Below are 20,278 nucleotides of genomic sequence, written 5' to 3' on the forward strand. Positions count from 1 at the left end.
CCCTCCGATGCTATACGATCCTGAAATTTGGAATGGATAAACCCGTCACAGGGTCATTTCAGGACCGTATGAGGCAGTCTCCAGGAGATAGATGCCCACCTTTTTTCATCGATAATCTTGTACGCCCAACTTATGCAAGGAGAACGGAGGGCGATGTTCTAAAGAATCGGTTATCGTCTCTCGAATAGTGGCCCAAACGGAGGACGATGTTCTAAAGAATCGGTTATCGTCTCCCGAATAGTGCTCAAACGGAGGGCGATGTGCTAAAGAATCGGTTATCGTCTCCCCAATCGCGCACAAACGAAGATTGTTGCTCGAAAGAATCGCACATTGGCATACGGGGGAAGGCCATGACGAATAGCCTTTTTACTCCCAAGAGCCTAGCGGAGTTGATGTAAGTCAATTGGTCAGCCGTAGAAAAAAAAGCGAACCACCCACGGAATTATTTCTTCGCAAGTGAGCCGCTCTTCCATCGTTTTTACGCTGCTTTCTGTACCTGTAAACTTACCGCCAACGCCCGGCAGAAGTCGGAGGTTCCGGTTGGGTCGCTCATTAGCGAAAGAAGCCGCTCCCCTTGCGAATAGATGCCGACACTCCGCTGATGATATCGACCGCCATTAGTAATGCTTCGGACCAGTATCCGAACGCGAACGTAATAAAAGCGCCGAAGATACCAGCGCCCGTGTTGACGATATGTTGATCGTTCATTTGACCGCCCCCCCCCAATTAAATAGGCCCCGCTTAGGTTGCGGAGCCCTCGTATGTCTCGCCGGTGATCGTCTCGTATTGCGCGGTGCTGATCTTACCGGCCACTACAAATTTGCCGACGTCAGAATCACTGTAGCGCCCGGCGTCGTACTGGCGCTTGACCGTTGCGTACCAGTCCATCTAAAGCACCCCCTTGTCGATGAGTTCGAGCAGCAGCGCGGCCTGTTCGGTCTCCGCTTTGTCGAGCCGGATTTGCGTGTCAACGAGTTCCAGCGCGAGCAGGGTAGATTCGTCTTCGAGTTGGACTATTCGGTCTTCCGGCCGTTGGTACTCCTGTTGCCCGGAAGGTTCAGGTGGTGCATAATCCCATTCAGTCCCGTCCTCTTCTACGCAGTATTGTTTCCCATCCCGTTCTATCAATTTAGCCATTTTAAATTGCCCCTCCCTACCTGATTATCCTAAGTACGAAACCTGTCGCTCCTGCTGCTGCTTGGGCAACCCCCGATGGGAGGGTACTGCCTGCGCTTCCTGCGACTCCAGGGGTGACAGAAATCGTAGGCGTAATACTTCCCCCAGACACTACGACCAGTCCACCAGCACCGCCTCCACCAGAACCCGCGTATGTGCTAGCTCCTGCTGGCGGCAAATTGCCGTTTAGCCCGTCAGCCCTTATAGCTCCCGCTCCTGCGATACTCTTTGCGATAAGGACGATAGCACCACCACCAGCACCGCCGCCGCCACCTATATAGTTATTGGCTGGCCAACCGCCACCACCGCCGCCGCCGCCACCTCTGAAGCCAGCTATATCGCTTAACAAGCTGTTTTGATTCACCAAAGTCGCATCGATACCCGTACCTCCTGTGGCGTGCGTTAACGGGCTTGTGAATCCTCCCGCACCTCCAAAACCAGTACCGCCACCACCAGCACCGCCGTTTGTCCCGACTGTACCAGCACCGCCGCCGCCACCGCCTGGACTTCTACCGGCAGTTCCTCCAGAGCCGTTCCCCCCTGCCCCAGAGCTGCCTGACCCGCCATTACCGCCTTTACCGCTTGCGGAAAGAGTCCCGTTAATCGTCGCAGTACCTTCCACAAGGATTATCAAGTACGACCCTACAGGCGAGATCGTCACTCCTGCAGGTATGTTCAAGCTTGAGAATCGATGTATCTTTGAAGCGAGAGAGGCGTTCGAGCTAGGATTATAATCACCGTCTACACCGTTATTGAAAATGTCTAATTGAGACAACCAGTCAGGGTAACTAGCACCCACCTCTATCCACCCCGTTCCATCGTTATATTCAAGGTGCCCTGCATTAATCCTCAGAGGCACTCCGCCCGTAAACTTATCAATCGCCTGCTTTGTCCGTTGCGGCGTCATAAACTTATTGGTTGCCGTCCCGGCCTCAGCTTCGGACTGCGTGGCCGTTCCGTAGTTGTCGACGCTGCCGAGACCGGCCTGCGCCTTGGTGATCGAGTCCAGACGCGCTATGTCGTCGCTCGCAGCAGGCGCGGCTACTTTCGCCCGACCGGCAGCGTCACGGATAATAAGACGGCTTGCGGTGGCTGAGTTGGTTGCGCCGTGAACATTGGTCGCGTTAACGTGAGCGTCAAGCTCCGTCTGCGTCGCCGGATCAAACGATAGCTTGGCGGGAGTGATCGATCCATCCGGTATGTCGACGTCGATTCCTTGAATCGCTTCGTGCAGCTCCGTTATTGCGCCCGCTGCCGTCTTGGCCGTCGTTGGAACCGCCGATAAATCACCTAACGCGGAATCGATCATATCCATATTGTCGTTAATAACGGATATGTCCGCTGTTTCGCTTGCTAACGGTTTCTTCAGACGGATATACGGTGTGATTTCAGGCATCTGCTTCAACTCCTTGTCTCCATTAATTGTCCTTTCATCTATTGGTGGCAATCGTACGACAAGCGGATAGTGCCTTTAACGAAATCCAGCGCTCACTCAATAAACGCAAAAAAGCGGCTCACCTGCGGACTTCCGCCGACACCAGACCGGTAGAGAATCCGCAGATGAGCCGCTCGTTTATCTTACTTCCGCGCAAGAACAATCGTATTCAGCCACGTTAGCTCCGAAATGGTAAGGGTACCCTTCTCCGCCGATTGACGGTGGTATCCGATAGTCCGACGCGCTGGTTCTCGGTAGGGATATTCTTATGTCCGTCATAACGCACGCGATATTAACGGAGATAAGCTACATAGTCACGGATCATGGTGTTCGGGACTTCACCTTTTCTCGCGCAATCCCTCCGCCCTCTTGGCGCTTATAACGAGCGAAAGCGCTTGTTCAAGTGGAATATCCGGGAAACTCTTTACGACGCGCTGACCGGCCTGTACGCCTTTCACGCTTCTTTAACGACACAAAAAGACCTCCATAACGGTTTAGTCGCGGACTAAATATCGTAATAGAGGCCGTAATCCACAACCCACAATCGCCAAACTCGGGGTTGTTAACGTTCATCAAACGGGATTGATAACACGCAGTTTCCGATTAACAATCCGCAATCCTCGTGCTTGTTTCCGTATCGGCGACCGATTAAATCACCGAGTAGGCAGACGGGCTGAAAACGTTGAATCAGCAAGGCTCAGCAGCAGGATTGCCCGCTTCCGTAGCCGTTCTGAAGCTCGAGCCGCAGCCGCAAGTGGCGGTGGCGTTCGGATTGTGGATGGTGAAGCCGCCGCCCATGGCGGATTCCTTCCAGTCGATCTCCAGGCCGCGCAGGTACTTCATGCTGTCGCTGTCGACGACAACCTTTACGCCGCGAACTTCCAATTCGCTGTCGCCTTCATGAACTTCGTCGTCGAAGCCCATGCCGTATGAGAAGCCGCTGCATCCGCCTTCCTGTACTCCAATGCGCAGAAACAAATTCGGAATTTCTTCCGCGGCAAGCATTTCTTGTATTTTCTCCGTAGCCGATTCGCTGATGTTCACCATTGTCGGTTCCCCTCCTTAAGTGCTACCGTTCTCCTCTACAGTATACTCCAGAGAACTCTAAGCCTCAAGAGAGGTATCGCCCGCCGTCTGCTGAGCGATCGCCTTCAGCTCGATGCGGCAGCGGAATTGCCCTTTCTCGTTCAGCAGAAAGTCGGCCAATCGGCGAAAGACGAGCGCAAGCTCCTGGCCGCCGGATTCGGTGTCCAGCGTATAGCGGAATTGGTCGGCGGACAAGCCGCGAGCTCCCCCCTTCTCGGCCGAGAGCGCTCCCGTCGCCTGCATCCTCTTCCATTCCTTCGAAGGGTCGAACTTATCCGATTTGCGCACAATCTGCTCGTAAATGCGCTGTTTCTTGAGCCACATATAATATTGAATCGGATTGTTCAAATTCCAGGCTTGGCTTAAATCCTTGATCGTATAAGCCGCCCGGTACTGTTGCAGCGTTTGAATCTTCTCGGCTTCGTCCATCTTCTCCAGTTCGCTGAGTGGCAAAATGTCCGGTTTCAGTCTAATACACCGCCTCGTTCGATATTTTCATTTCTACATTAACCATAATTTTCTTATTATTCAAGTTGATTCCCTCTTTTGCCAAGGTTTATACGTTTTCTATTTCCAGTTGCCGTAAGGGGGGTTCGGGTTTATAATGTTTACAGGTTGTTCACATTTGGCTTTATTTGATTTTTTGGAAAGTTCTTTTTTTCACAAATAGTCGATTTTTCTGTCGCGCTATTTGGTATACCATTACGGCTGGAGGCGTATGCCATGACTCTCGTTACGACGCACCCTGACCGCCAAATGGCGGAAATCGCCGACAAAGTCCGGAACGGCGAACGCTTGTCTCTCGAAGACGGGGTATTTCTCTATCGTTCCGACGACTTGCTGACGATCGGGCAATTGGCCAACGAGGTAAACTTAAGAAAAAACGGCAAAAAGGTTTATTTCATCGAGAACATGAGCCTTTATTTTACGAACGTATGCGAAGAGCGCTGCGCATTCTGCAACTTCCGCAAAGACGAGGGACAGGAAGGCGCCTATACGCTTTCTCCTCAGGAAATGATCGATTACGTCGAGCAGCACATTCATCCCGGCGTTCGCGAGTTCCATATCGTCGGAGGACACAATCGCAACGTTCCGTTCGAATATTATGTCGAATCCCTGCGGGTGCTCAAAGCGAAGTACCCTGACGTCACGCTTAAAGCCTACACCGCCGCGGAAATCGACTTCTTCTCCCGCCACTCCGGTCTTACTTACCGGGAAGTGCTCGAACGCTTGATAGAAGCCGGCCTGGAGACGCTGACCGGTGGCGGCGCGGAGATTTTATCGGACCACTACCGTAAAAAAATGCGCGTTCACAAAGCGAACATCGAGCAGTATTTGGAGGTTCACCGGACGGCTCACAACCTCGGTCTCCGCACGCATACGACGATGCTGTACGGCTCCGTGGAGACGCTCGAAGAACGCGTGCAGCATATGATTCACATTCGCGATCTGCAAGACGAGACGAACGGCTTCCAGGTGTTCATCCCCCTCTCCCTGCAGCCGATCAGCCCGAAAGCGAGCATTCGCCGCAGAAACTCGGCTTACGACGATCTCAAGGCGATCGCGATCAGCCGGCTGATGCTTGACAATATTCAACATATTAAAGCCTATTTCATCAATATCGGCACGCAGCTCACGCAGATCGCCCTCACGATGGGGGCCTCCGACGCGCACGGCACGATCGTGAAAGAGAAGATCAGCCACGCGGCGGGCGCGCTGACTCCGGCCGGCATTACCCGGGAAGACCTGGTGTGGCTCATTAAAGGAGCCGGACGAATTCCGGTGGAACGCGATACGTTCTACAACGAAATGAAAATATACGAGTAATTCGGAGTTCCCCGTCGGGTAGACGGGGACTCTTCTGTGTCATACTAAGGCTAACCGACATCAAAGGAGATCAAGTATGAGCAAGGTCGTTATTTTAGGCGGCGGGTACGGAGGAATGATGGTCGTTCAGGAGCTTCTGGAGCATATTCCCGACGACAAGCAGCTCGTTCTCGTCGAACGCATGCCCTATCAAGGCTTGAAAACGGAGTATTACGCGCTCGCGGCAGGCACGGTGTCCGACCTGGAAATCCGCGTCAATTATCCCGTTCATCCGCAACTGCAAATGGTTTACGGCAATATTACCGATATCGATCTCGAAAATAAAATCGTGCGCGTCGCCAACCAGGAGCCGATTTCGTACGATTCGCTCGTCATCGCGCTCGGCTGCACGGACAACTACCACGGCATTCCGGGCGCGCCCGATTACACCTGCAGCATCCAGTCCCTGTCGGCAACCCGCCGCACATTCCAGCAGATCAACGACATTCGGCCATACGGCCAACTGACGATCGTGGGCGGAGGACTGAGCGGCGTCGAAGTGGCGGCCGAATTGCGCGAGAGCCGTTCGGACATCAACATCCGCATTCTCGATCGCGGCAACAGCGTCATGTCCGCTTTTCCCGGCAAGCTGCAGGAATACGTCGCCTCCTGGTTCCGCCAGCACGACGTGGAGATGCGTTCGCACATCAGCATCACGTCGCTTGAGCAAGGCGTCATCCATAACGGCGGCTTGGAATCGATTCTAACCGACGTTACCGTCTGGACCGCGGGCATTCAGCCAGTTCCGCTCGTCCAGCGCATGGAGCTGCCCAAAGACCCTCAAGGCCGTCTCGTCGTGAACGAATACCACGAGCTGCCCGACTACGCCCACGTCTACGTCATCGGCGACTGCTCCAGCCAGCCGTTCTCCCCGAGCGCGCAGCTTGCCGGAGCGCAAGGCAAACAAGTGTCCGAAGTGATCCGTACCCGTTGGCAGGGCAGAGATCCGAGACTGGGCCGCATCAAGCTGAAAGGCGTGCTGGGCTCGCTCGGCAAGAAGGCCGGCTTCGGCCTGATGGGGGCGACGCCGCTGCTCGGCCGCATCCCGCGGATGCTGAAGAGCGGAGTGCTGTGGAAGAGCAAGCGCCACTTCGGCTGATCGCCCGTTCCGTCACAGATCGTCCAGCAGCTTGTCTAAGGCGTTCCGTTCTTCCTCTTGCCGACGGATGGCCTCCAGCACGAGCTCGTACAGCTGCTCGGCCGTCTCGGCGACGACGCTCTCGCCGTTCACCAGCGCATAAGGCGACAGGAAGCATTCCCCGCAATTGCCGAGGCAGCCGTATTCGATCACTTCGACTTCGATGTCCGGCAGTTGTTCGAGCTTCCTAAGCGCCTCGTCCGTTCCGTGGTGAGCGTTGCTCACGCAAAACTCCACGACGTTCATAAACTTTTCATTTCCTTTCTTTATGGCAAAAATGCTAAACCTGGTCTGTTTGAAAATGATTCTTTTTGTACTATAATAGGACTATGAAAGGAGTGGATGATCATGAGTACAAATGCTCCAAGCATTTACGACGAAGTAAGCGATGTTCTTGACAAGCTGCGTCCGTTCTTGCAACGCGACGGAGGAGACGTCGAACTCGTCGACATCGAAGACGGCATCGTCAAGCTGCGTCTGATGGGCGCTTGCGGCAGCTGCCCAAGCTCCACGATCACGCTCAAAGCGGGGATCGAGCGCGCGTTGCTGGAAGAAGTAGAAGGCATTCAGGAAGTCGTTCAAGTGTTCTGATTTTCCTTCATTGGAAGCGTAGAAGGTCCTGCCGATCCGGCAGGACCTTTTGTCATCGCTTCAGCATCGTGCGAATCGGGTCCAGCCCGCCCGACACGTCGATCGTATTGCCCGTGATGAAGTCCGATTCCGGCATGCACAGGAAAGCGATCATGCGCGCGACGTCCTCTCCGCTCCCCGGCCTTCCGCGGGGCGACTCCTCGTCCATCAGTCCGACGACGTCCGCGATGCTCTTCTCCTTGTTCTCGCCCCGGATATCCCCCGGGCAGATCATGTTCACCGTAATTCCGCTGGCCGCTTCTTCCACCGCAAGCGTTTTCGTGAACGATACGAGGCCGACTTTGGCCGCCGCATAGACGGCCCTGTGAGGCCAGGATCTCGCTTCCGAAGCGTGGCCGAAGCCGAAATGAATGATTCTCCCCCATTGCCGCGCCCGCATGCCCGGAAGGACGCGATGATCCATCAGCATCGTGCCGACGAGGTTGCCGTTCATCAAATAATGGATGTCGTCCGTCGAATAGTCCGCGAACAGGCGGCGCTCCCGGATAAAAGGGCCGGCGTTGTTAACGAGAATGTCGATTCCTCCGAATATCTTCTCCACTTCGGATACGAGCCGCTCCGAATCGCCCTCGACCGCGATATTTGCTTGAATCGCGTACGCCTTGCGGCCCAGAGCCCCGATCTCTTCGACGAGCCGCTCGGCCTCGTCACGGCTGTTCACATAATTGATCGCCACGTCGCATCCATGCGCGGCCAGCTCCAGGGCGGTGCGTCGTCCCAGTCCTTTGGCGCTGCCCGTGATCAGCGCGGTTTTGCTCAACAGCTTCAAGCGGTTCCCCTCCGTCTCGTCGTAGGCTTACTCGATGCGGCGCAGATAGGCGCACCCATAACGAAAAGCGATATGCAGCGAGCCTTGAACCATGGCCCATCCTTGATCCAAATCCTCCATGTTGGTGCCGAGATTTTCAAGCGTTCTGCGCGCCCCGTTGTTCGCCAGGCTCTGGGAGAGATCGTCCTTCAGCTCCGCGTTCATCTGGTGAATCTCGATGTTCCTCCGGCTGCGCAAGCGACTCATCGCGCTTTGATGCCGCTCCTTGATCTCATTTAACGGCTTAGCCAACTCCGAATGAAGTCCATTCTGTCTTATATTCCGCAGCATCGTAAAATAGGAATAGTGGGCCTTGATCCGCTCCGTCCGCAGACCGAGCAGTTGATTCAACAGCGTTCCCAGCTTGTCCAGCAGGGCAAAAAAGCGGATGTAGGCGTTTTTATCGAAATACACGTGGCGCTCGTAGCTTGTTCTTTCTTCGGCCGTTAAGTCGTCGATCCGGAAGTGGCCGATCTGCTGCGCGTATTTCTTGGCTGCGTAACAGCTTTGTTCGAGCTCGTCCATCGAGCGCAGCAGCCCTTCCGCCCAGATCGCGAAAGTGCGGTATTCCTTCGCCTGTTCCGGTTGGCGTTCCGCAAGCGCGGCGCAGCGCCGGGCGAACGCTTCGATGGATCGGACCGTCTCGAGCGAGCTCCCCGTCCATTCGCGCGGCGATTCTCCGAACAGAACCCTAAGCAATCGCTCTCCCCCCAGCATCGGTTAACACGTCTTGTCCCATTGTAACGCAAAAGAGACGGCGCGCTCAACCGGACCCCGGTTCCGCGCCGTCTCTCGATCGATTCGGCTATTGCCTCATCGTTTGCTTCATTCGGATCGCCAGCAGCACCAGCATGCTGAACAGAGCCGATATGATCACCGTATGCAGCAGACCGGTAAATACGTAGGCGTCTTCGTTCGTAAACGTAAAGGACAGCAAGCCCCCGCTCAAAATTTGCAGAATGACGAGGACCAGCGCCTTGTTGCCGATTGAAGCCAGCTCCGACGATGCGCCCGCGGTCTTGCGGACGTAGAACGCGACGATCGCGATCAGTACGAACAGCAGCAACGCGGCCAGACGGTGCGCGAAGGCGACCGCGGTCGATCCGGACAGCTCGGGTACGATCTCGCCGTTGCACAGCGGCCATCCTTCGCATGCCCCTCCGGAGCTCGTGTGGCGGATGAACGCGCCGAGGTAGACGACTCCGTAACAATAAACGATAACCGCGACGAGGCCTTTGTAGAGCCTCACAGGAACCGATACGGCGCTCTGCGCCGCTGCCGGCGCTTGACCGCTCTGTTGCTCGGTTTGGCGCTTCACGAGCTTATACAGCAGCCACGTGCAGGTAAAGGCAAAAAGCGAGATGCCGAAGTGAAGCGCCATGACGATCGAAGACTGCTCCCATTTGACCGCCATCGCGCCAAGAATGGCTTGCATGACGGTGAACAGCAGCGCTCCTCCGGCGTAGAGCAGATTTTCGCGATGGCGCGCCGGTTTCCAGAAGCGGGTAATCAGATAAGTCGCTCCGACGAGCAGGCCGACGATTCCGCTGATCATGCGGTGACTGTATTCCACCATCGATTCTACCGTATAAGCGGGAACGAATTTACCGTTGCACAACGGCCAATCCGTGCCGCAGCCGCGGCCGGAGTCGGTATTCGTTACGAGAACGCCCGCGATCAGAACAAGAAACATGCCGATGCAGGTCAATAAGGCAAACAGGCGATATCTTTGGAAAGTCATGCGTATCCCCGATTTCATGTGAAAGTTGGCTCAAGGTGCCCGTACCCATTATACCGAACCTCCCACGCTAAAACCATGTTCATAATGTGAACATTGGCAACGCTGCGCGCGACGCTCCTCTTCCGCAACCACGCGAAAGGCCGTCCCAAGGGACGGCCTTCGTTCAACCCGCGATCGCGCCGGATACTTCGACGGCCCTATCGAGGAACTGCTCGATTTCTTCGCGCGTCTTGCGCAGCTTGCTGACGAATCTGACCAATTCGCGGCCTTGGCGGAAAGCGATGAAGCTCGGAATGCCCAAGATGTTCAACTCTCCGCACAGATCCGGCATATCGTCCCGGTCGATCTCGACCATTTCCAGCCGATCCGCGTACGCCGCTTCCACCTCGCCGATGAACGGGTCGATGAAATGGCAATCCTTGCACCAAGTCGTCTTGAACACCGCTATCGTCAGCCGATCGCCCGCGATCCGATCGCGAAACTCTTGCTCGTTCGTTATTTTCTGCATGGGGTCCACTCCTTCTGTCTGTCCTGATGCTATTATAACGCCTTACAGATCGCGCGCAACCTTCAGAACAAGCTCGCCGTATTCCAGCTCGACGACGTCGTATTCGGCGCCAAGCAGGCCGAACAGATCCTTCGCCGATACATAGGTGATATTCGCTTCGTTCATGAGCGGATGAGCCAGCTTGACGGCCTCTCCGTTAACCGTCGCTTGGTCGGAATCTTTGCGCAGAACGATCGATTTGTCCGTCGGCCGATCGTAGAACCGAATCTCAAGCGGTCCGTTCGGGGACGTTTCGAGCTTCGGACGAATGCCGAGCTTCCGAAGCGTCTCGCGAAGCGGCAAGAAAGCTTCGCCGTTCTCGTCCACGTAGAACGGAATGCCCCACTCGCTGCTCAGCTCGAAGCTCTGATCGTCGATTTTGAACTCGTTTTTCAGCAGATCGTACAGCACGGAATCGGTCTCGAACAGTCCGACGACCCGGTAAGCATCGTAATCGTCCAGTTCCTCTACGGAAAGGGCGGTCAACGGCGCCTCCACCGCAGGCACCTCGACGTTCCCGTTTACGTTCCAGTTCTCCCCGGATGCCCGCACTTTAATGCTGCGAACCGGGCTATCCTCTTCGGCGAACGCCGCCGGAGCGATAATCGCCTCGAAGAACGACTTGCGAATGTGGAGCGTATCGTCCACGTACAGATCGGTTTTCAGCGTAATGCCTTTATCGAATATTTGCTTCCACTCGTCCTCTTCCTGGAACTCCTTAAGACTGGCCACCGCGTCTTCCAGCCCCGAGAACAGGCCGTCCGCTGCGCCTTCCGCAATCGCATCGATGTCGACGCCTTCCGCGTCCAACGGAGGCACTCCGAACGCCGACTTCAACTCGGGAGGCAAGTCTCTCACCCATTCGAAGAGGCCGACGATGACGGCCTTGAAGCCTTCCTTGTCCCCGATCAGATTTTCCAAATAAACCGGGATCAATTCCCCCAGATGTTCGCCGTTCAGCTCCGCATGCACCTTCGTCAGGCCTGTCTGCACGCCGCGGATCGGTTCGTTCACCCGGTCTACGGTAATGACCGGAGGATTAGGCAGCCCTCTTACGAAATAAGGAGCGACGGTTTTGACCAGCCCCCGCACCGATTCCATAAGCGCCTGCTGAATGTCTCCGCTCTCCCCGGCTCCCCCGCCAAGCGCGCCAAGCGCTTCTCCCAGATCCGGAAGCTCCAGGACAAGAGGTCTCTTTGCTCCATCCACGTCGATTCTGATCGCCTTGTTGTCCGAATGGAGCGTAAACGGAATACTGCCCTTGCTCGTGTCGAGCACGCCCGTCACCCACTGATTTCCCCGGTCGTCCACTTTGGCGTGAGTAATGTCCAGTTTCATTTTCCGGAACAACTCGACGGCCTTACGCGCCTCTTCGTCCTCCAGAGCAAGCAGCTCTTCGTTGACCTCGATCTCCAATTCGAGGGACAGCGATTGCTCCTGCTGCGCTACGTCCAGTTGCTTCAGCAGCATGTCGTTCAGGTTAAGACCGCCCACCGATTGGCAGCCGACGATAATGGCTAACCATAATGCGCATACTACCCATCCAAGCCTTTTAGACGTTCTAATGTTCACGAATGATTTTCCCTCCCGTAAAATAGCTGGCCGGCGACGCTCAGATCAAGCTAACCAACCTCATGTTACTTCGACGAACAGACTTGGGAATCCTGCCCATTTCATCGTCATCGCCGAAAGGAGTGTGCTTTCTATCGTCATCGGCACGATCCGACAGCTTCTCGCCGCAATGGCGGGCAAAGCAAGCGGCCTCTGGCATTCCCGCCGTCTCGTTCGCGAGCGGCAGCCGCTTGTCTGCGAGCCCCGCCCGCAGCCTTCCCCGAGCCTCCCCGCAGCGCATTCTTACGCGGCGGAGGATAAGCAATTGGTCGAGCTCATCCGCCGCGAGACGGCCGCGCTCAATCGCAACAACGTGACCCGTACGGCGGCCTACCTGGATATATACCGCACGTTCCCTGAGCTGCACTGGGCGTTCCTCGCCCATATGGTGTCGCGCAACGGAGGCTGGAACATGACCGACTTGAAGGGCGAATGGCTTCCCCGCCTGCTGGACTCCCGGCTGGCCGAAGCGATTTTCCGAATGCTGGAGACCTGCAACGGCCTGATCTTCAAGGACGCCTATCCCCAATTGCGGCTATACGCCGAGAGCAGACGCAGCGGACGCAATCTGTCCGGCCTGCTGTCCGAGTTCGGGGTGTCCGAATTTATGCCGCCGTTCTGGGACCGGTTTCTAAGGGACGGCAATCCGGTTCCGCTTACCGAAGCGCTGATCGTCAACGAACAGAACAACATTCAGCTCCGCGTCCTGGACGAGCCGTACTATAAGCGCACGGTTTTGGATTCCGCGGTGTTCCGAAGCCTGCCTCTGCTTCAGACGAATCAGACCGTTTTTCCTCTGTGGCGCGGCGAAGCCTCGAGAGAAGCCCGGCCGCTCCGGCTGGCGGGCAGAGTGCTGGAGAGCTTCGCCGATCTCCGCGAACGAATCGAATTCGGCATCGACCTGTACGGCGTGTTGTTCGGCTACCCGCGCGTGTTAAGGGCGGCCGTCTCCTTCGCCCGGCATATTCCGCATACCGGTTCGAGGGCCGATTATTGGCCTCACCGCTTCGCGACGCGCGCAAACGGCAAAAACGGCGAATTCGCCGAGGCGGAACTGGCCGCCGGGAATTCGCCGTGGTTAAGCCCCTGCCTTGCGGAAGCGTGGCCCGACAGGCCGCTTCCCGAGACGCGGGAGCAAGACTGGTATCGCGACGGCGGAGCGCTGGACTACATCCAGACGGTTCGCCCGCCGCGCATCGTCGATCTGACGCATGAGCATCTGCTCGGTCAATACAAGCTTCAGACGGCCGTTCTTCTCGCTCGCAGTTTCATGAACGGGGCCAGTAGCCGCCGTACCGGCTTGGGGTAGGTGGAGATCTCCCCAGCCGTCACGACGCCTAGGTATACGAGCAGAGCCGGATACAGCACGGCAAGCAAGCCGCCCATGACCACGCATGCCAAGAAGAAGGCCACTTTCTCCGGCAGCCCGCCGCAGATCGCCAGCACGGCCCATTCCGCGAAGCCGATCGCGGCCGCCGCGATCAGAACCGCCAGCAGGAACGGAAGCCAGCGCTTGCCCAGAAACTTGAAGCGCGAACGCTTCCTCAGGCTGAGCACGTTAAAGGCGAGCGCCCAGACGAAGCACACCGTCGTTGCCGCGATAATGCCGTACACCCCCCAGATCGGTGCGAGCGCGAAGCTGAGGACGACTTTGAGCACAACGCCGGTGAGCGCGTGCATCGTCGCCTTCTTCGGCTCCGAGATGCCAAGCAGAATCGAGTTCGTGACCATCATGCCGATCTGGAAAATGGTGCCGAGCGTCAGCATCGCAACGACCTGGCTGCCGATCGGCCTCTCGAACAGCAAGCCGTTCACGCTGTACGCGCCGACGCCGAGCATAAGCACGACGGGCATTCCGCTGAACAGCGCGATGCGTACCGCCAGCGATGCCTGCTGGCCGACCTTGTCGGCGTCCCGCAAAGCATGGGCGGACGAAATATGCGGAATGATCGACTGGCTGAGCGCCACCGCCAGAATGATCGGAATGCCTGCGATCGATTGCGCGTTCATCCCGTACACGGCCGCCCAGTGATTAATCGTCTCCTGCTCGAAATGGCCGACCGTCAGCGACTTGATCATGAAGTTGTCCAGCGTATACAGAAGCTGCACCGTGATGCCGGTCATCACGACCGGAATGGATAGGTTGAACAGTTCCTTGTAGATGGAGCGCAGTCGGAGCGGACGCGACGAATCCGGCTGCAGCCGGGGCTCCAAGCGATCGCTCCTCTTGAGCTTGCGAGAGTAATACAGCATCACGACGAAAGCGCCGATACTGCCGAAAACGCTGCCGAAAGCGCCTCCGGCCGCGATGCCCTCCTCGTTGGCCGGGTTGATCGAATAGAATGCGTAAGCGATGACGACGGCGGCCACGACGCGCAAAATCTGCTCGACGATCTGCGAGATGCCTCCCGCGGTCACGAATTGCCGGCCCTGGAAATACCCCCGCATCATCGCGATCATCGGGAACAAGAGCAGCGACGGCGCTATGGCGCGAATGGCGGTCGCGGCCTCCGGCTCCTTCAGAATCGATGACGCGATCAACGGGGCGATGAGCCACAGCCCGATCGTGATAACGACGCCGGCGATCGCCCCGAACAGCATCGCGGCCCGGTACACTTGCTGCGCTTCCTGGACTCGTCCGACGGCGTAGCGTCCGGATACCATTTTGCTGACGGCGCTCGGAATGCCCGCGGTCGCCACGATCAACAGCAGCAAATAGATGGAGTTCGCGTTGTTGTAATAGATGTTGCCGAGATCATCCATCAGATAATCGAGCGGCACCCGTTGGAAAATGCCGAGCGCGCGCGCGACGAGAGCGGCTGCGGCCAGAATGAGCGTGCTTTTGAGTAAAGTGTCTTTTTTCAAGGGAACGGGAACCTCTTCGCTATAAATTAATTAAAAACGAGCCAAACGATGAACAGAACGATCATCGAGGCTTGCAGCAGCACCTTCACGACCGTGCTCGTGAACAGCCCGACGAGCGAGCCCCAGCCGACCTTCAGCGCGCGGTTGAACTCGGAGCCGTGGATGAGCTCGCCGAGAATAGCTCCCGCGAACGGGCCGATAACCAGCCCGAAGGCCGGAATGACGAACGGCCCGATCAGAATGCCGATCGTGCTGCCGATGACCGACGCTCTGGAGCCTCCGAACTTCTTGACCCCCCACGCGTTCACCATGTAATCCGCCACGAACAGGACGACGACGATCAGCGTCTGGATGATCCAGAACCACCAGCCGAACGGCTCGAACGAGAAAAACCAGCCATAGACGAAAAACGCCGCATAGATCGCCAGAGCGCCCGGAAGAATCGGATAGATCGCCCCGGCCATGCCGACCGCGAACAAAGCTGCGATAAGAATCCAGCCTAGAATATCCACCGGATCACGTCCTCAGAACGTATTGTCGAATCACTTGGGCGACGCCGTCTTCCTGGTTCGTCCCCGTCACGGCGTTGGCCGCCAGTTTCACTTCGTCCTGCGCGTTGCCCATCGCCACGCCGAGTCCCGAAGCGCGGATCGCGGCGATGTCGTTCAAGCTGTCGCCGACCGATACCACCTCGGACATTTCGAAGCCTTTGAGGCGGCACAGCTCCATCAGACCCGTCGCTTTCGACACGCCCTGCGGGTTGACCTCGATATTAAACAGCGAAGAATTGCTGATCTCCAGTCCGTCCCAAGCGCTGATTTCCGTCAAAATGTCCTTAAGCTGCGCAACGTCTTCCGTATAGTAGCCGAACTTCAGCCATTCCTTGGAGGCCGGCTCGTCGGTCCACATTTCTTTGTTGAAAAGCCCCTCGGTCGAGTACGCCCAAAACCAGACGTCCGGATGGTTCGCGGCCACCTCGTGCAGGCGAATCACCTTGCCCGCATCGAGCGTCGTTCTTCTGTGCAGCTCGTGGGGTTTGCTCCAAATCTCGCCCCCGTTCACCGTAATCATCGGCGAATCCAGCCCCAGCTTCTCGACGATCGGAAGCGCGCCCTGAAAGCCTCTGCCCGTGGAAGCGCAGACCAGCACGCCGGCTTCGACCGCATGCCGGATCCATTCCGCGTTCGTCTCGCTCACTTCGCTGCGATCGTTCAGCAGCGTGCCGTCCAAATCCAAAGCCAACAAACGATACTGTTTCATTTCGTATGCCAATTTTTCAACCCGCTTCCTGATGCGTTCTGTCTGCCATATAACGTCCATTTTATCATAGTTCGCCTTCCGAATCGAAAAAAATAAGAGCCGCCCGCAACCGTCCGCGGACGGATACGAGCAGCTCTGATCGCGAAACGTTGGCGACGGCCGGCAGCCGCAGGCTTCAGTAAGCTTCGCGGGCCGCGGAGACGCGCTGTCTCAGCTTGCGTACGACGAAGCCGTGCGACGGGGAGAATAAGAAGGCGAGCACGAACATCACGCCCGCGACGCAGACCATACAGCCCGCGATCGACGCGTCAAGCGCCGCTGCGGCGTAATAGCCGCCGACCGAGCTGATGACGCCGATAACGAGGCTCAGTCCGATCATCGCACCCAGCCGGTCCGTCAGCAAATAAGCGGTCGCCGGCGGCACGATCAGCAGGCCGACGACGAGAATCGCGCCGACGCTCTCGAACGAGCTGACCGTCGCCATGGACACCAGCCCCATCAGCACGTAGTGGAACAGCGCGACCGGAATGCCGATGGCGGCGGCCAGCGCCGGATCGAACGCGCACAGCTTGAATTGCTTGTAGAACAACGTCATGAGGGCCACGATAATAAACAAAGTAATTCCGAGCAGCCATACCGCCTTCGGTCCCAGATCGACCCCGCCCAATACGAGGGAGTTCCACTGCACGTAGGCGATTTCCCCGTACAGCACGCAGTCCAGATCCAGATCGACGTGCTGAGCGTTAAGGCTGACCAGCAGGACGCCCGCCGCGAACAGCGAAGTGAAGACGACTCCGATCGAAGCGTCGTTCTGCACGCCGCTCTGCTGGAACAGCTGAATGAGAAACACGGTCAGGAAGCCAAGGATCGCCGCACCGAACAGCATGAAGAAGGAATCCCTCGAACCGCTGACCAGAAACGCAATCACGATGCCCGGAAGCACGGAGTGGCTGATCGCATCGCCCACGAGCGCCATCCGGCGCAAAATGAGGAAGCAGCCCAGAATGCCGCAGCAGGATGCGACCAAAGCGCCCGTCAGCATAATCCAAAATCCGCTCATGCCGACACCCCCCGTTCCTTCGCAGATGCGCCGACTCCGGCTCCCGATTGCTTGGCGTTCTCCGCCGCCCAATCCCGCTTGGCGGTGCGCCGGCGGACGAGCCTGGCGATTACGCCGCGCTGCGGTCCGAACAGCACCGAGGCGACGAATACGGCCGTCGCCGTCAGCACGCTCAGCGGTCCGGTCGGAAGCTGCGCCGTGCCTGCGCTGACCCAGGTGCCGATCGCGCCGCTCAGCGAGCCGAACAAGCCGGACAGCACCGTCATGACGCCGAGCCGGTCCGTCCAGTATCTGGCCGATACCGCCGGCGTGATCAGCAGCGCCGCGACGAGCACGACGCCGACCGCCTGAATGCCCACGACGACGGCGATCGTGACGAGCCAGAGCAGCAACTGCTCCAGCATCGCGACCGAGAAGCCCAGTCCGCGGGCATACCCCGGATCGAAGCTGATCAGCTTGAATTCCTTGAACAGCAATGCGCAGACGACGATCAGCACGACCGCGACGCTCGTCATCGTGTACACATCCTTGGCCGTCATCGAAGCCGCCTGCCCGAACAGAAACTTGTCGAGCCCGCTCTGGTTGCCGTAGGAGCTATGCTGGATTTGCGTCAGCAGCACGATGCCAAGACCGAAAAACACGGACAGCACGATGCCCATCGCCGCATCCTGCTTGATTCGGGAATATCTTGTAATCCAGCTGATGCCCACCGTGGCGATCATGCCGGCGACGATCGCGCCGATCATGAACAGTCCGACGGATTTGACCTCCGTCAGCATGAAGGCGATGCAGATGCCGGGAAGAGCGGCATGCGCCAGCGTATCCCCGATCAGGCTCTGCTTGCGCAAGTAGGCGAACGTGCCGACGACGCCGGTGCTGATGCCGAGCAGCATGCTGCCGAGCAAGATCCATTGCAAGTTCGGATCGGTAATCAGGTTAAGCATGGCCCCTCATCCCCTTCCTGCGATCAGGACGGGCTCATCTTCCGCGCTGACCTGGCTTTTGAGAAAGGTCAATCTTCCTCCGTACGCCTTCTGGAGCATCTCCTCCGTGAAGGTCGAAGCCGTCGGCCCGTATGCGACCAGTTCGCCGTTCAGCAGCATGACCGAGTCGAAATATTGCTCTACCGTCGCCAGGTCATGATGGACGACCAACACCGTTTTGCCCTGCCGCTTCAGCTCGTTCAGCAGCTGGATGATCGCTTTCTCCGTGGCGGCGTCCACCCCCGCGAACGGCTCATCCATGAAGTACAGCGTAGCGTCCTGGGCCAGCGCCCGGGCGAGAAATACCCGCTGCTGCTGACCGCCGGACAGCTGGCTGATCTGCCTTCCCGCGAAATCGGCCATGCCGACCTTGGCCAGACACTCCATGCCGATCGCCTTTTCCTTCGCGCCGGGTCTTCTGAACAAGCCCAGCTGCCCGTACCGGCCCATCATGACGACATCCAGCGCGTTCGTCGGGAAGTCCCAATCGACCGACTCCCTCTGCGGAACGTAGCCGACGAGTTTGCGCTGCGTTTTATAAGGCTTGCCGTACACGAGCGTCTCTCCGCTCAGCGACGGCTGCAAGCCGAGAATCGCTTTGATCAGCGTCGATTTGCCCGCACCGTTCGGTCCGATGATTCCGATCAGCTCGCCCTCCGTTACTTCGAACGAGACGTTTCGCACGACGGGCTTCTTCTGATACGCGACCGTCATATTCGTTACGGTCAGCGGCGCGATGCCTGATTTGTTCGCTGCCATCGTCTGTTCTCCCCTCTCTATTTCAAAGCTCCGACAATCGTATCCACGTTATGCCGGACCATTCCAATGTAGGTTCCTTCTTCGGTTCCGCTCTCGCCCATTGCGTCGGAGAACAGCTCTCCGCCGATTTTGACCTCGTGGCCCAGCTTCTTGGCGCCTTCGATGACCGCTTCGATCGACTTCTTCGGCACGCTGGATTCCACGAACACCGCTTTGATGCCCCGCTCCACCAGCATATCCCGCAGCGCGGTCACGTCCTTGGAGCCGTATTCGGCCGCCGTGCTGATGCCCTGCAAGCCGACGACCTCGATCGCGTACGCGTTGCCGAAATAACCGAAAGCGTCGTGCGCCGTCACCATTACCCGTCCCTGCTCCGGGATCGTCGCGATCTGCTCTCTGGCGTAGCGGTCCAACTCTTCGAGCTTCGCGAGATAGGCGTCCGTGCGCTCGCGGTATTCGGCTTCGTGCGCGGGATCGTTCTCGATCAGCGTGTCCCGGATCGTCTCCGTCGCGCTCATCCACAGCTTCACGTCAAACCAGACGTGCGGATCGAACGTGCCGTCTCCCGTCGTCAGCAGCGACGATTCCGGAATGTTTCTCGTGACGGGGACGACCGACTTTTTCTTGCTCATCTTCTCGAAAATTTCCGTCATTTTGCCTTCCAGATGCAATCCGCCGTACAGAATGACCTTCGCATCCTCCAGCTTGGCGATATCTCCTTGAGATGCCTTATATAAGTGCGGATCGACTCCCGGGCCCATCAGCCCGATCACCTCGACGCGATCGCCCCCGATTTCCTTGGCGACGTCGCTGATCATGCCGATCGTGGCCGTCACATGCAGCTTTCCGTCGTCCTTGAACGCCCCCGAGCCTTGCCCGCAGCCCGTAACGACAAGGGCGACCGGTACGACCAGAAACAACAAAGTCATAATAAATCGTTTAATCGATGATGGCATTCGTCTCTTCATCGTGCAGCTCTCCTCCCGGTGTCTCTCTTTGCCTCAAACAACTGTTTTGCTAGTACGACGAATACTTTCCTATAGGACTCTTTGTTTATATTATACAACTAAGTTTACCTAGTGCAACATTTATTTTTTAAAAAATAGCTTGTTCGATCGCACACCTGCCCCAGTTAACGGTCTGACAGACCGATACTTGTTCGATTGGAGCGGTTGGCGAGGGATTAACGGTCTGACTGGACCTCTGTCAAGAAAGTGGACACCTTTTAAGCGCATTTAGCTGATTTTTTTGTAATATATGGCCTCAAATCGATCCGGCGATACGTAACCCAA

At 57.3% G+C, this 20,278-nt stretch carries 23 protein-coding genes; 4 read left to right on the top strand and 19 right to left on the bottom strand.

All coding sequences use genetic code 11. The features are described from left to right. Window positions 1-552 precede the first annotated feature (552 nt). From ACESLM_RS27135 to ACESLM_RS27160, 6 genes are all read right to left on the bottom strand, one after another. A complete protein-coding gene (locus tag ACESLM_RS27135; protein WP_372636898.1) occupies window positions 553-708 on the bottom strand; it encodes a hypothetical protein in 156 nt (51 codons plus the stop codon). 33 nt (window positions 709-741) lie between these two features. After that, complete coding sequence (locus tag ACESLM_RS27140; protein ID WP_372636900.1) at window positions 742-888, bottom strand: XkdX family protein; 147 nt, start codon at window positions 886-888, stop codon at window positions 742-744. Beyond that, window positions 889-1,137, bottom strand: coding sequence for a hypothetical protein (locus ACESLM_RS27145; protein WP_372636902.1), 249 nt, complete (start codon window positions 1,135-1,137; stop codon window positions 889-891). It abuts the gene before it with no gap. 16 nt (window positions 1,138-1,153) lie between these two features. Continuing rightward, complete coding sequence (locus ACESLM_RS27150) at window positions 1,154-2,572, bottom strand: hypothetical protein (protein WP_372636905.1); 1,419 nt, start codon at window positions 2,570-2,572, stop codon at window positions 1,154-1,156. Window positions 2,573-3,298: 726 nt separating this feature from the next. Next, window positions 3,299-3,658 carry an iron-sulfur cluster insertion protein ErpA gene (gene erpA, locus ACESLM_RS27155; protein ID WP_094050123.1) on the bottom strand — a complete coding sequence of 120 codons (360 nt, stop codon included), beginning with the start codon at window positions 3,656-3,658 and terminating at the stop codon, window positions 3,299-3,301. 57 nt (window positions 3,659-3,715) lie between these two features. Then, window positions 3,716-4,150 (bottom strand): hypothetical protein, encoded by a 435-nt coding sequence (locus tag ACESLM_RS27160; RefSeq protein ID WP_372636908.1) that lies wholly within the window; start codon window positions 4,148-4,150, stop codon window positions 3,716-3,718. A 270-nt stretch (window positions 4,151-4,420) separates the two neighbouring features. On the opposite strand from ACESLM_RS27160, the gene mqnE reads away from it, so the two are divergent. Both mqnE and ACESLM_RS27170 read left to right on the top strand, forming a co-directional pair. Next, on the top strand, window positions 4,421-5,524 hold the full coding sequence (gene mqnE, locus ACESLM_RS27165) for an aminofutalosine synthase MqnE (RefSeq protein ID WP_372636911.1): 1,104 nt from the start codon (window positions 4,421-4,423) through the stop codon (window positions 5,522-5,524). A gap of 76 nt (window positions 5,525-5,600) precedes the next feature. Beyond that, window positions 5,601-6,662 (top strand): NAD(P)/FAD-dependent oxidoreductase, encoded by a 1,062-nt coding sequence (locus ACESLM_RS27170; protein WP_372636913.1) that lies wholly within the window; start codon window positions 5,601-5,603, stop codon window positions 6,660-6,662. A gap of 12 nt (window positions 6,663-6,674) precedes the next feature. On the opposite strand, the gene ACESLM_RS27175 is transcribed toward ACESLM_RS27170, so the two are convergent. Next, on the bottom strand, window positions 6,675-6,947 hold the full coding sequence (locus ACESLM_RS27175) for a YuzB family protein (RefSeq protein WP_372636915.1): 273 nt from the start codon (window positions 6,945-6,947) through the stop codon (window positions 6,675-6,677). A 102-nt stretch (window positions 6,948-7,049) separates the two neighbouring features. On the opposite strand from ACESLM_RS27175, the gene ACESLM_RS27180 reads away from it, so the two are divergent. Then, complete coding sequence (locus ACESLM_RS27180) at window positions 7,050-7,292, top strand: NifU family protein (protein WP_116062192.1); 243 nt, start codon at window positions 7,050-7,052, stop codon at window positions 7,290-7,292. A gap of 52 nt (window positions 7,293-7,344) precedes the next feature. Here ACESLM_RS27180 and ACESLM_RS27185 read toward each other — a convergent pair whose 3' ends face one another. From ACESLM_RS27185 to ACESLM_RS27205, 5 genes are all read right to left on the bottom strand, one after another. Further along, a complete protein-coding gene (locus ACESLM_RS27185; protein WP_372636950.1) occupies window positions 7,345-8,115 on the bottom strand; it encodes an SDR family oxidoreductase in 771 nt (256 codons plus the stop codon). Window positions 8,116-8,148: 33 nt separating this feature from the next. Further along, complete coding sequence (locus ACESLM_RS27190) at window positions 8,149-8,859, bottom strand: Cthe_2314 family HEPN domain-containing protein (protein WP_372636918.1); 711 nt, start codon at window positions 8,857-8,859, stop codon at window positions 8,149-8,151. A gap of 106 nt (window positions 8,860-8,965) precedes the next feature. Then, complete coding sequence (locus ACESLM_RS27195; protein ID WP_372636921.1) at window positions 8,966-9,901, bottom strand: COX15/CtaA family protein; 936 nt, start codon at window positions 9,899-9,901, stop codon at window positions 8,966-8,968. Between the two features lie 163 nt (window positions 9,902-10,064). Then, complete coding sequence (locus ACESLM_RS27200; protein WP_372636923.1) at window positions 10,065-10,409, bottom strand: thioredoxin family protein; 345 nt, start codon at window positions 10,407-10,409, stop codon at window positions 10,065-10,067. A 42-nt stretch (window positions 10,410-10,451) separates the two neighbouring features. Further along, on the bottom strand, window positions 10,452-12,020 hold the full coding sequence (locus tag ACESLM_RS27205) for a stalk domain-containing protein (RefSeq protein ID WP_372636926.1): 1,569 nt from the start codon (window positions 12,018-12,020) through the stop codon (window positions 10,452-10,454). A gap of 124 nt (window positions 12,021-12,144) precedes the next feature. Here ACESLM_RS27205 and ACESLM_RS27210 point away from each other — a divergent pair, with 124 nt between their 5' ends. Continuing rightward, a complete protein-coding gene (locus ACESLM_RS27210; RefSeq protein WP_372636928.1) occupies window positions 12,145-13,368 on the top strand; it encodes a DUF2515 family protein in 1,224 nt (407 codons plus the stop codon). Here the strand turns inward: ACESLM_RS27210 and ACESLM_RS27215 are convergent. The 7 genes from ACESLM_RS27215 to ACESLM_RS27245 all read right to left on the bottom strand — a co-directional run bounded on the left by ACESLM_RS27215 (window position 13,299) and on the right by ACESLM_RS27245 (window position 19,954). Beyond that, the gene (locus tag ACESLM_RS27215) at window positions 13,299-14,924 is read right to left on the bottom strand and encodes a putative polysaccharide biosynthesis protein (RefSeq protein WP_372636931.1); all 1,626 of its coding nucleotides are present in this window, start codon (window positions 14,922-14,924) and stop codon (window positions 13,299-13,301) included. The two genes, ACESLM_RS27210 and ACESLM_RS27215, sit on opposite strands and share 70 nt — an antisense overlap. A 26-nt stretch (window positions 14,925-14,950) precedes the next feature. Next, the gene (locus tag ACESLM_RS27220; protein WP_372636933.1) at window positions 14,951-15,436 is read right to left on the bottom strand and encodes a DUF456 domain-containing protein; all 486 of its coding nucleotides are present in this window, start codon (window positions 15,434-15,436) and stop codon (window positions 14,951-14,953) included. 4 nt (window positions 15,437-15,440) lie between these two features. Next, window positions 15,441-16,196 (bottom strand): Cof-type HAD-IIB family hydrolase, encoded by a 756-nt coding sequence (locus ACESLM_RS27225; protein WP_372636936.1) that lies wholly within the window; start codon window positions 16,194-16,196, stop codon window positions 15,441-15,443. A gap of 163 nt (window positions 16,197-16,359) precedes the next feature. Beyond that, window positions 16,360-17,244, bottom strand: coding sequence for a metal ABC transporter permease (locus tag ACESLM_RS27230; RefSeq protein ID WP_372636939.1), 885 nt, complete (start codon window positions 17,242-17,244; stop codon window positions 16,360-16,362). Beyond that, window positions 17,241-18,188 carry a metal ABC transporter permease gene (locus ACESLM_RS27235; protein ID WP_372636942.1) on the bottom strand — a complete coding sequence of 316 codons (948 nt, stop codon included), beginning with the start codon at window positions 18,186-18,188 and terminating at the stop codon, window positions 17,241-17,243. Before ACESLM_RS27235 ends, ACESLM_RS27230 begins: the two co-directional genes overlap by 4 nt. Window positions 18,189-18,194: 6 nt before the next feature. Then, the gene (locus ACESLM_RS27240; RefSeq protein WP_372636945.1) at window positions 18,195-18,986 is read right to left on the bottom strand and encodes a metal ABC transporter ATP-binding protein; all 792 of its coding nucleotides are present in this window, start codon (window positions 18,984-18,986) and stop codon (window positions 18,195-18,197) included. 17 nt (window positions 18,987-19,003) lie between these two features. Further along, window positions 19,004-19,954 (bottom strand): metal ABC transporter solute-binding protein, Zn/Mn family, encoded by a 951-nt coding sequence (locus tag ACESLM_RS27245; protein WP_372636948.1) that lies wholly within the window; start codon window positions 19,952-19,954, stop codon window positions 19,004-19,006. Window positions 19,955-20,278 lie beyond the last annotated feature (324 nt).

The organism is Cohnella sp., assembly GCF_041641335.1.
Lineage (GTDB): Bacteria > Bacillota > Bacilli > Paenibacillales > Paenibacillaceae > Cohnella.

Excerpts from the sequence above, each read along its gene's own strand:
- ACESLM_RS27135 (WP_372636898.1), bottom strand. The coding sequence starts at position 708 with ATGAACGATCAACATATCGTCAACACGGGCGCTGGTATCTTCGGCGCT.
- ACESLM_RS27140 (WP_372636900.1), bottom strand. The coding sequence starts at position 888 with ATGGACTGGTACGCAACGGTCAAGCGCCAGTACGACGCCGGGCGCTAC.
- ACESLM_RS27145 (WP_372636902.1), bottom strand. The coding sequence starts at position 1,137 with ATGGCTAAATTGATAGAACGGGATGGGAAACAATACTGCGTAGAAGAG.
- ACESLM_RS27150 (WP_372636905.1), bottom strand. The coding sequence starts at position 2,572 with ATGCCTGAAATCACACCGTATATCCGTCTGAAGAAACCGTTAGCAAGC.
- erpA (WP_094050123.1), bottom strand. The coding sequence starts at position 3,658 with ATGGTGAACATCAGCGAATCGGCTACGGAGAAAATACAAGAAATGCTT.
- mqnE (WP_372636911.1), top strand. The coding sequence starts at position 4,421 with ATGACTCTCGTTACGACGCACCCTGACCGCCAAATGGCGGAAATCGCC.
- ACESLM_RS27170 (WP_372636913.1), top strand. The coding sequence starts at position 5,601 with ATGAGCAAGGTCGTTATTTTAGGCGGCGGGTACGGAGGAATGATGGTC.
- ACESLM_RS27175 (WP_372636915.1), bottom strand. The coding sequence starts at position 6,947 with ATGAACGTCGTGGAGTTTTGCGTGAGCAACGCTCACCACGGAACGGAC.
- ACESLM_RS27180 (WP_116062192.1), top strand. The coding sequence starts at position 7,050 with ATGAGTACAAATGCTCCAAGCATTTACGACGAAGTAAGCGATGTTCTT.
- ACESLM_RS27195 (WP_372636921.1), bottom strand. The coding sequence starts at position 9,901 with ATGACTTTCCAAAGATATCGCCTGTTTGCCTTATTGACCTGCATCGGC.
- ACESLM_RS27200 (WP_372636923.1), bottom strand. The coding sequence starts at position 10,409 with ATGCAGAAAATAACGAACGAGCAAGAGTTTCGCGATCGGATCGCGGGC.
- ACESLM_RS27230 (WP_372636939.1), bottom strand. The coding sequence starts at position 17,244 with ATGAGCGGATTTTGGATTATGCTGACGGGCGCTTTGGTCGCATCCTGC.
- ACESLM_RS27235 (WP_372636942.1), bottom strand. The coding sequence starts at position 18,188 with ATGCTTAACCTGATTACCGATCCGAACTTGCAATGGATCTTGCTCGGC.
- ACESLM_RS27240 (WP_372636945.1), bottom strand. The coding sequence starts at position 18,986 with ATGGCAGCGAACAAATCAGGCATCGCGCCGCTGACCGTAACGAATATG.
- ACESLM_RS27245 (WP_372636948.1), bottom strand. The coding sequence starts at position 19,954 with ATGAAGAGACGAATGCCATCATCGATTAAACGATTTATTATGACTTTG.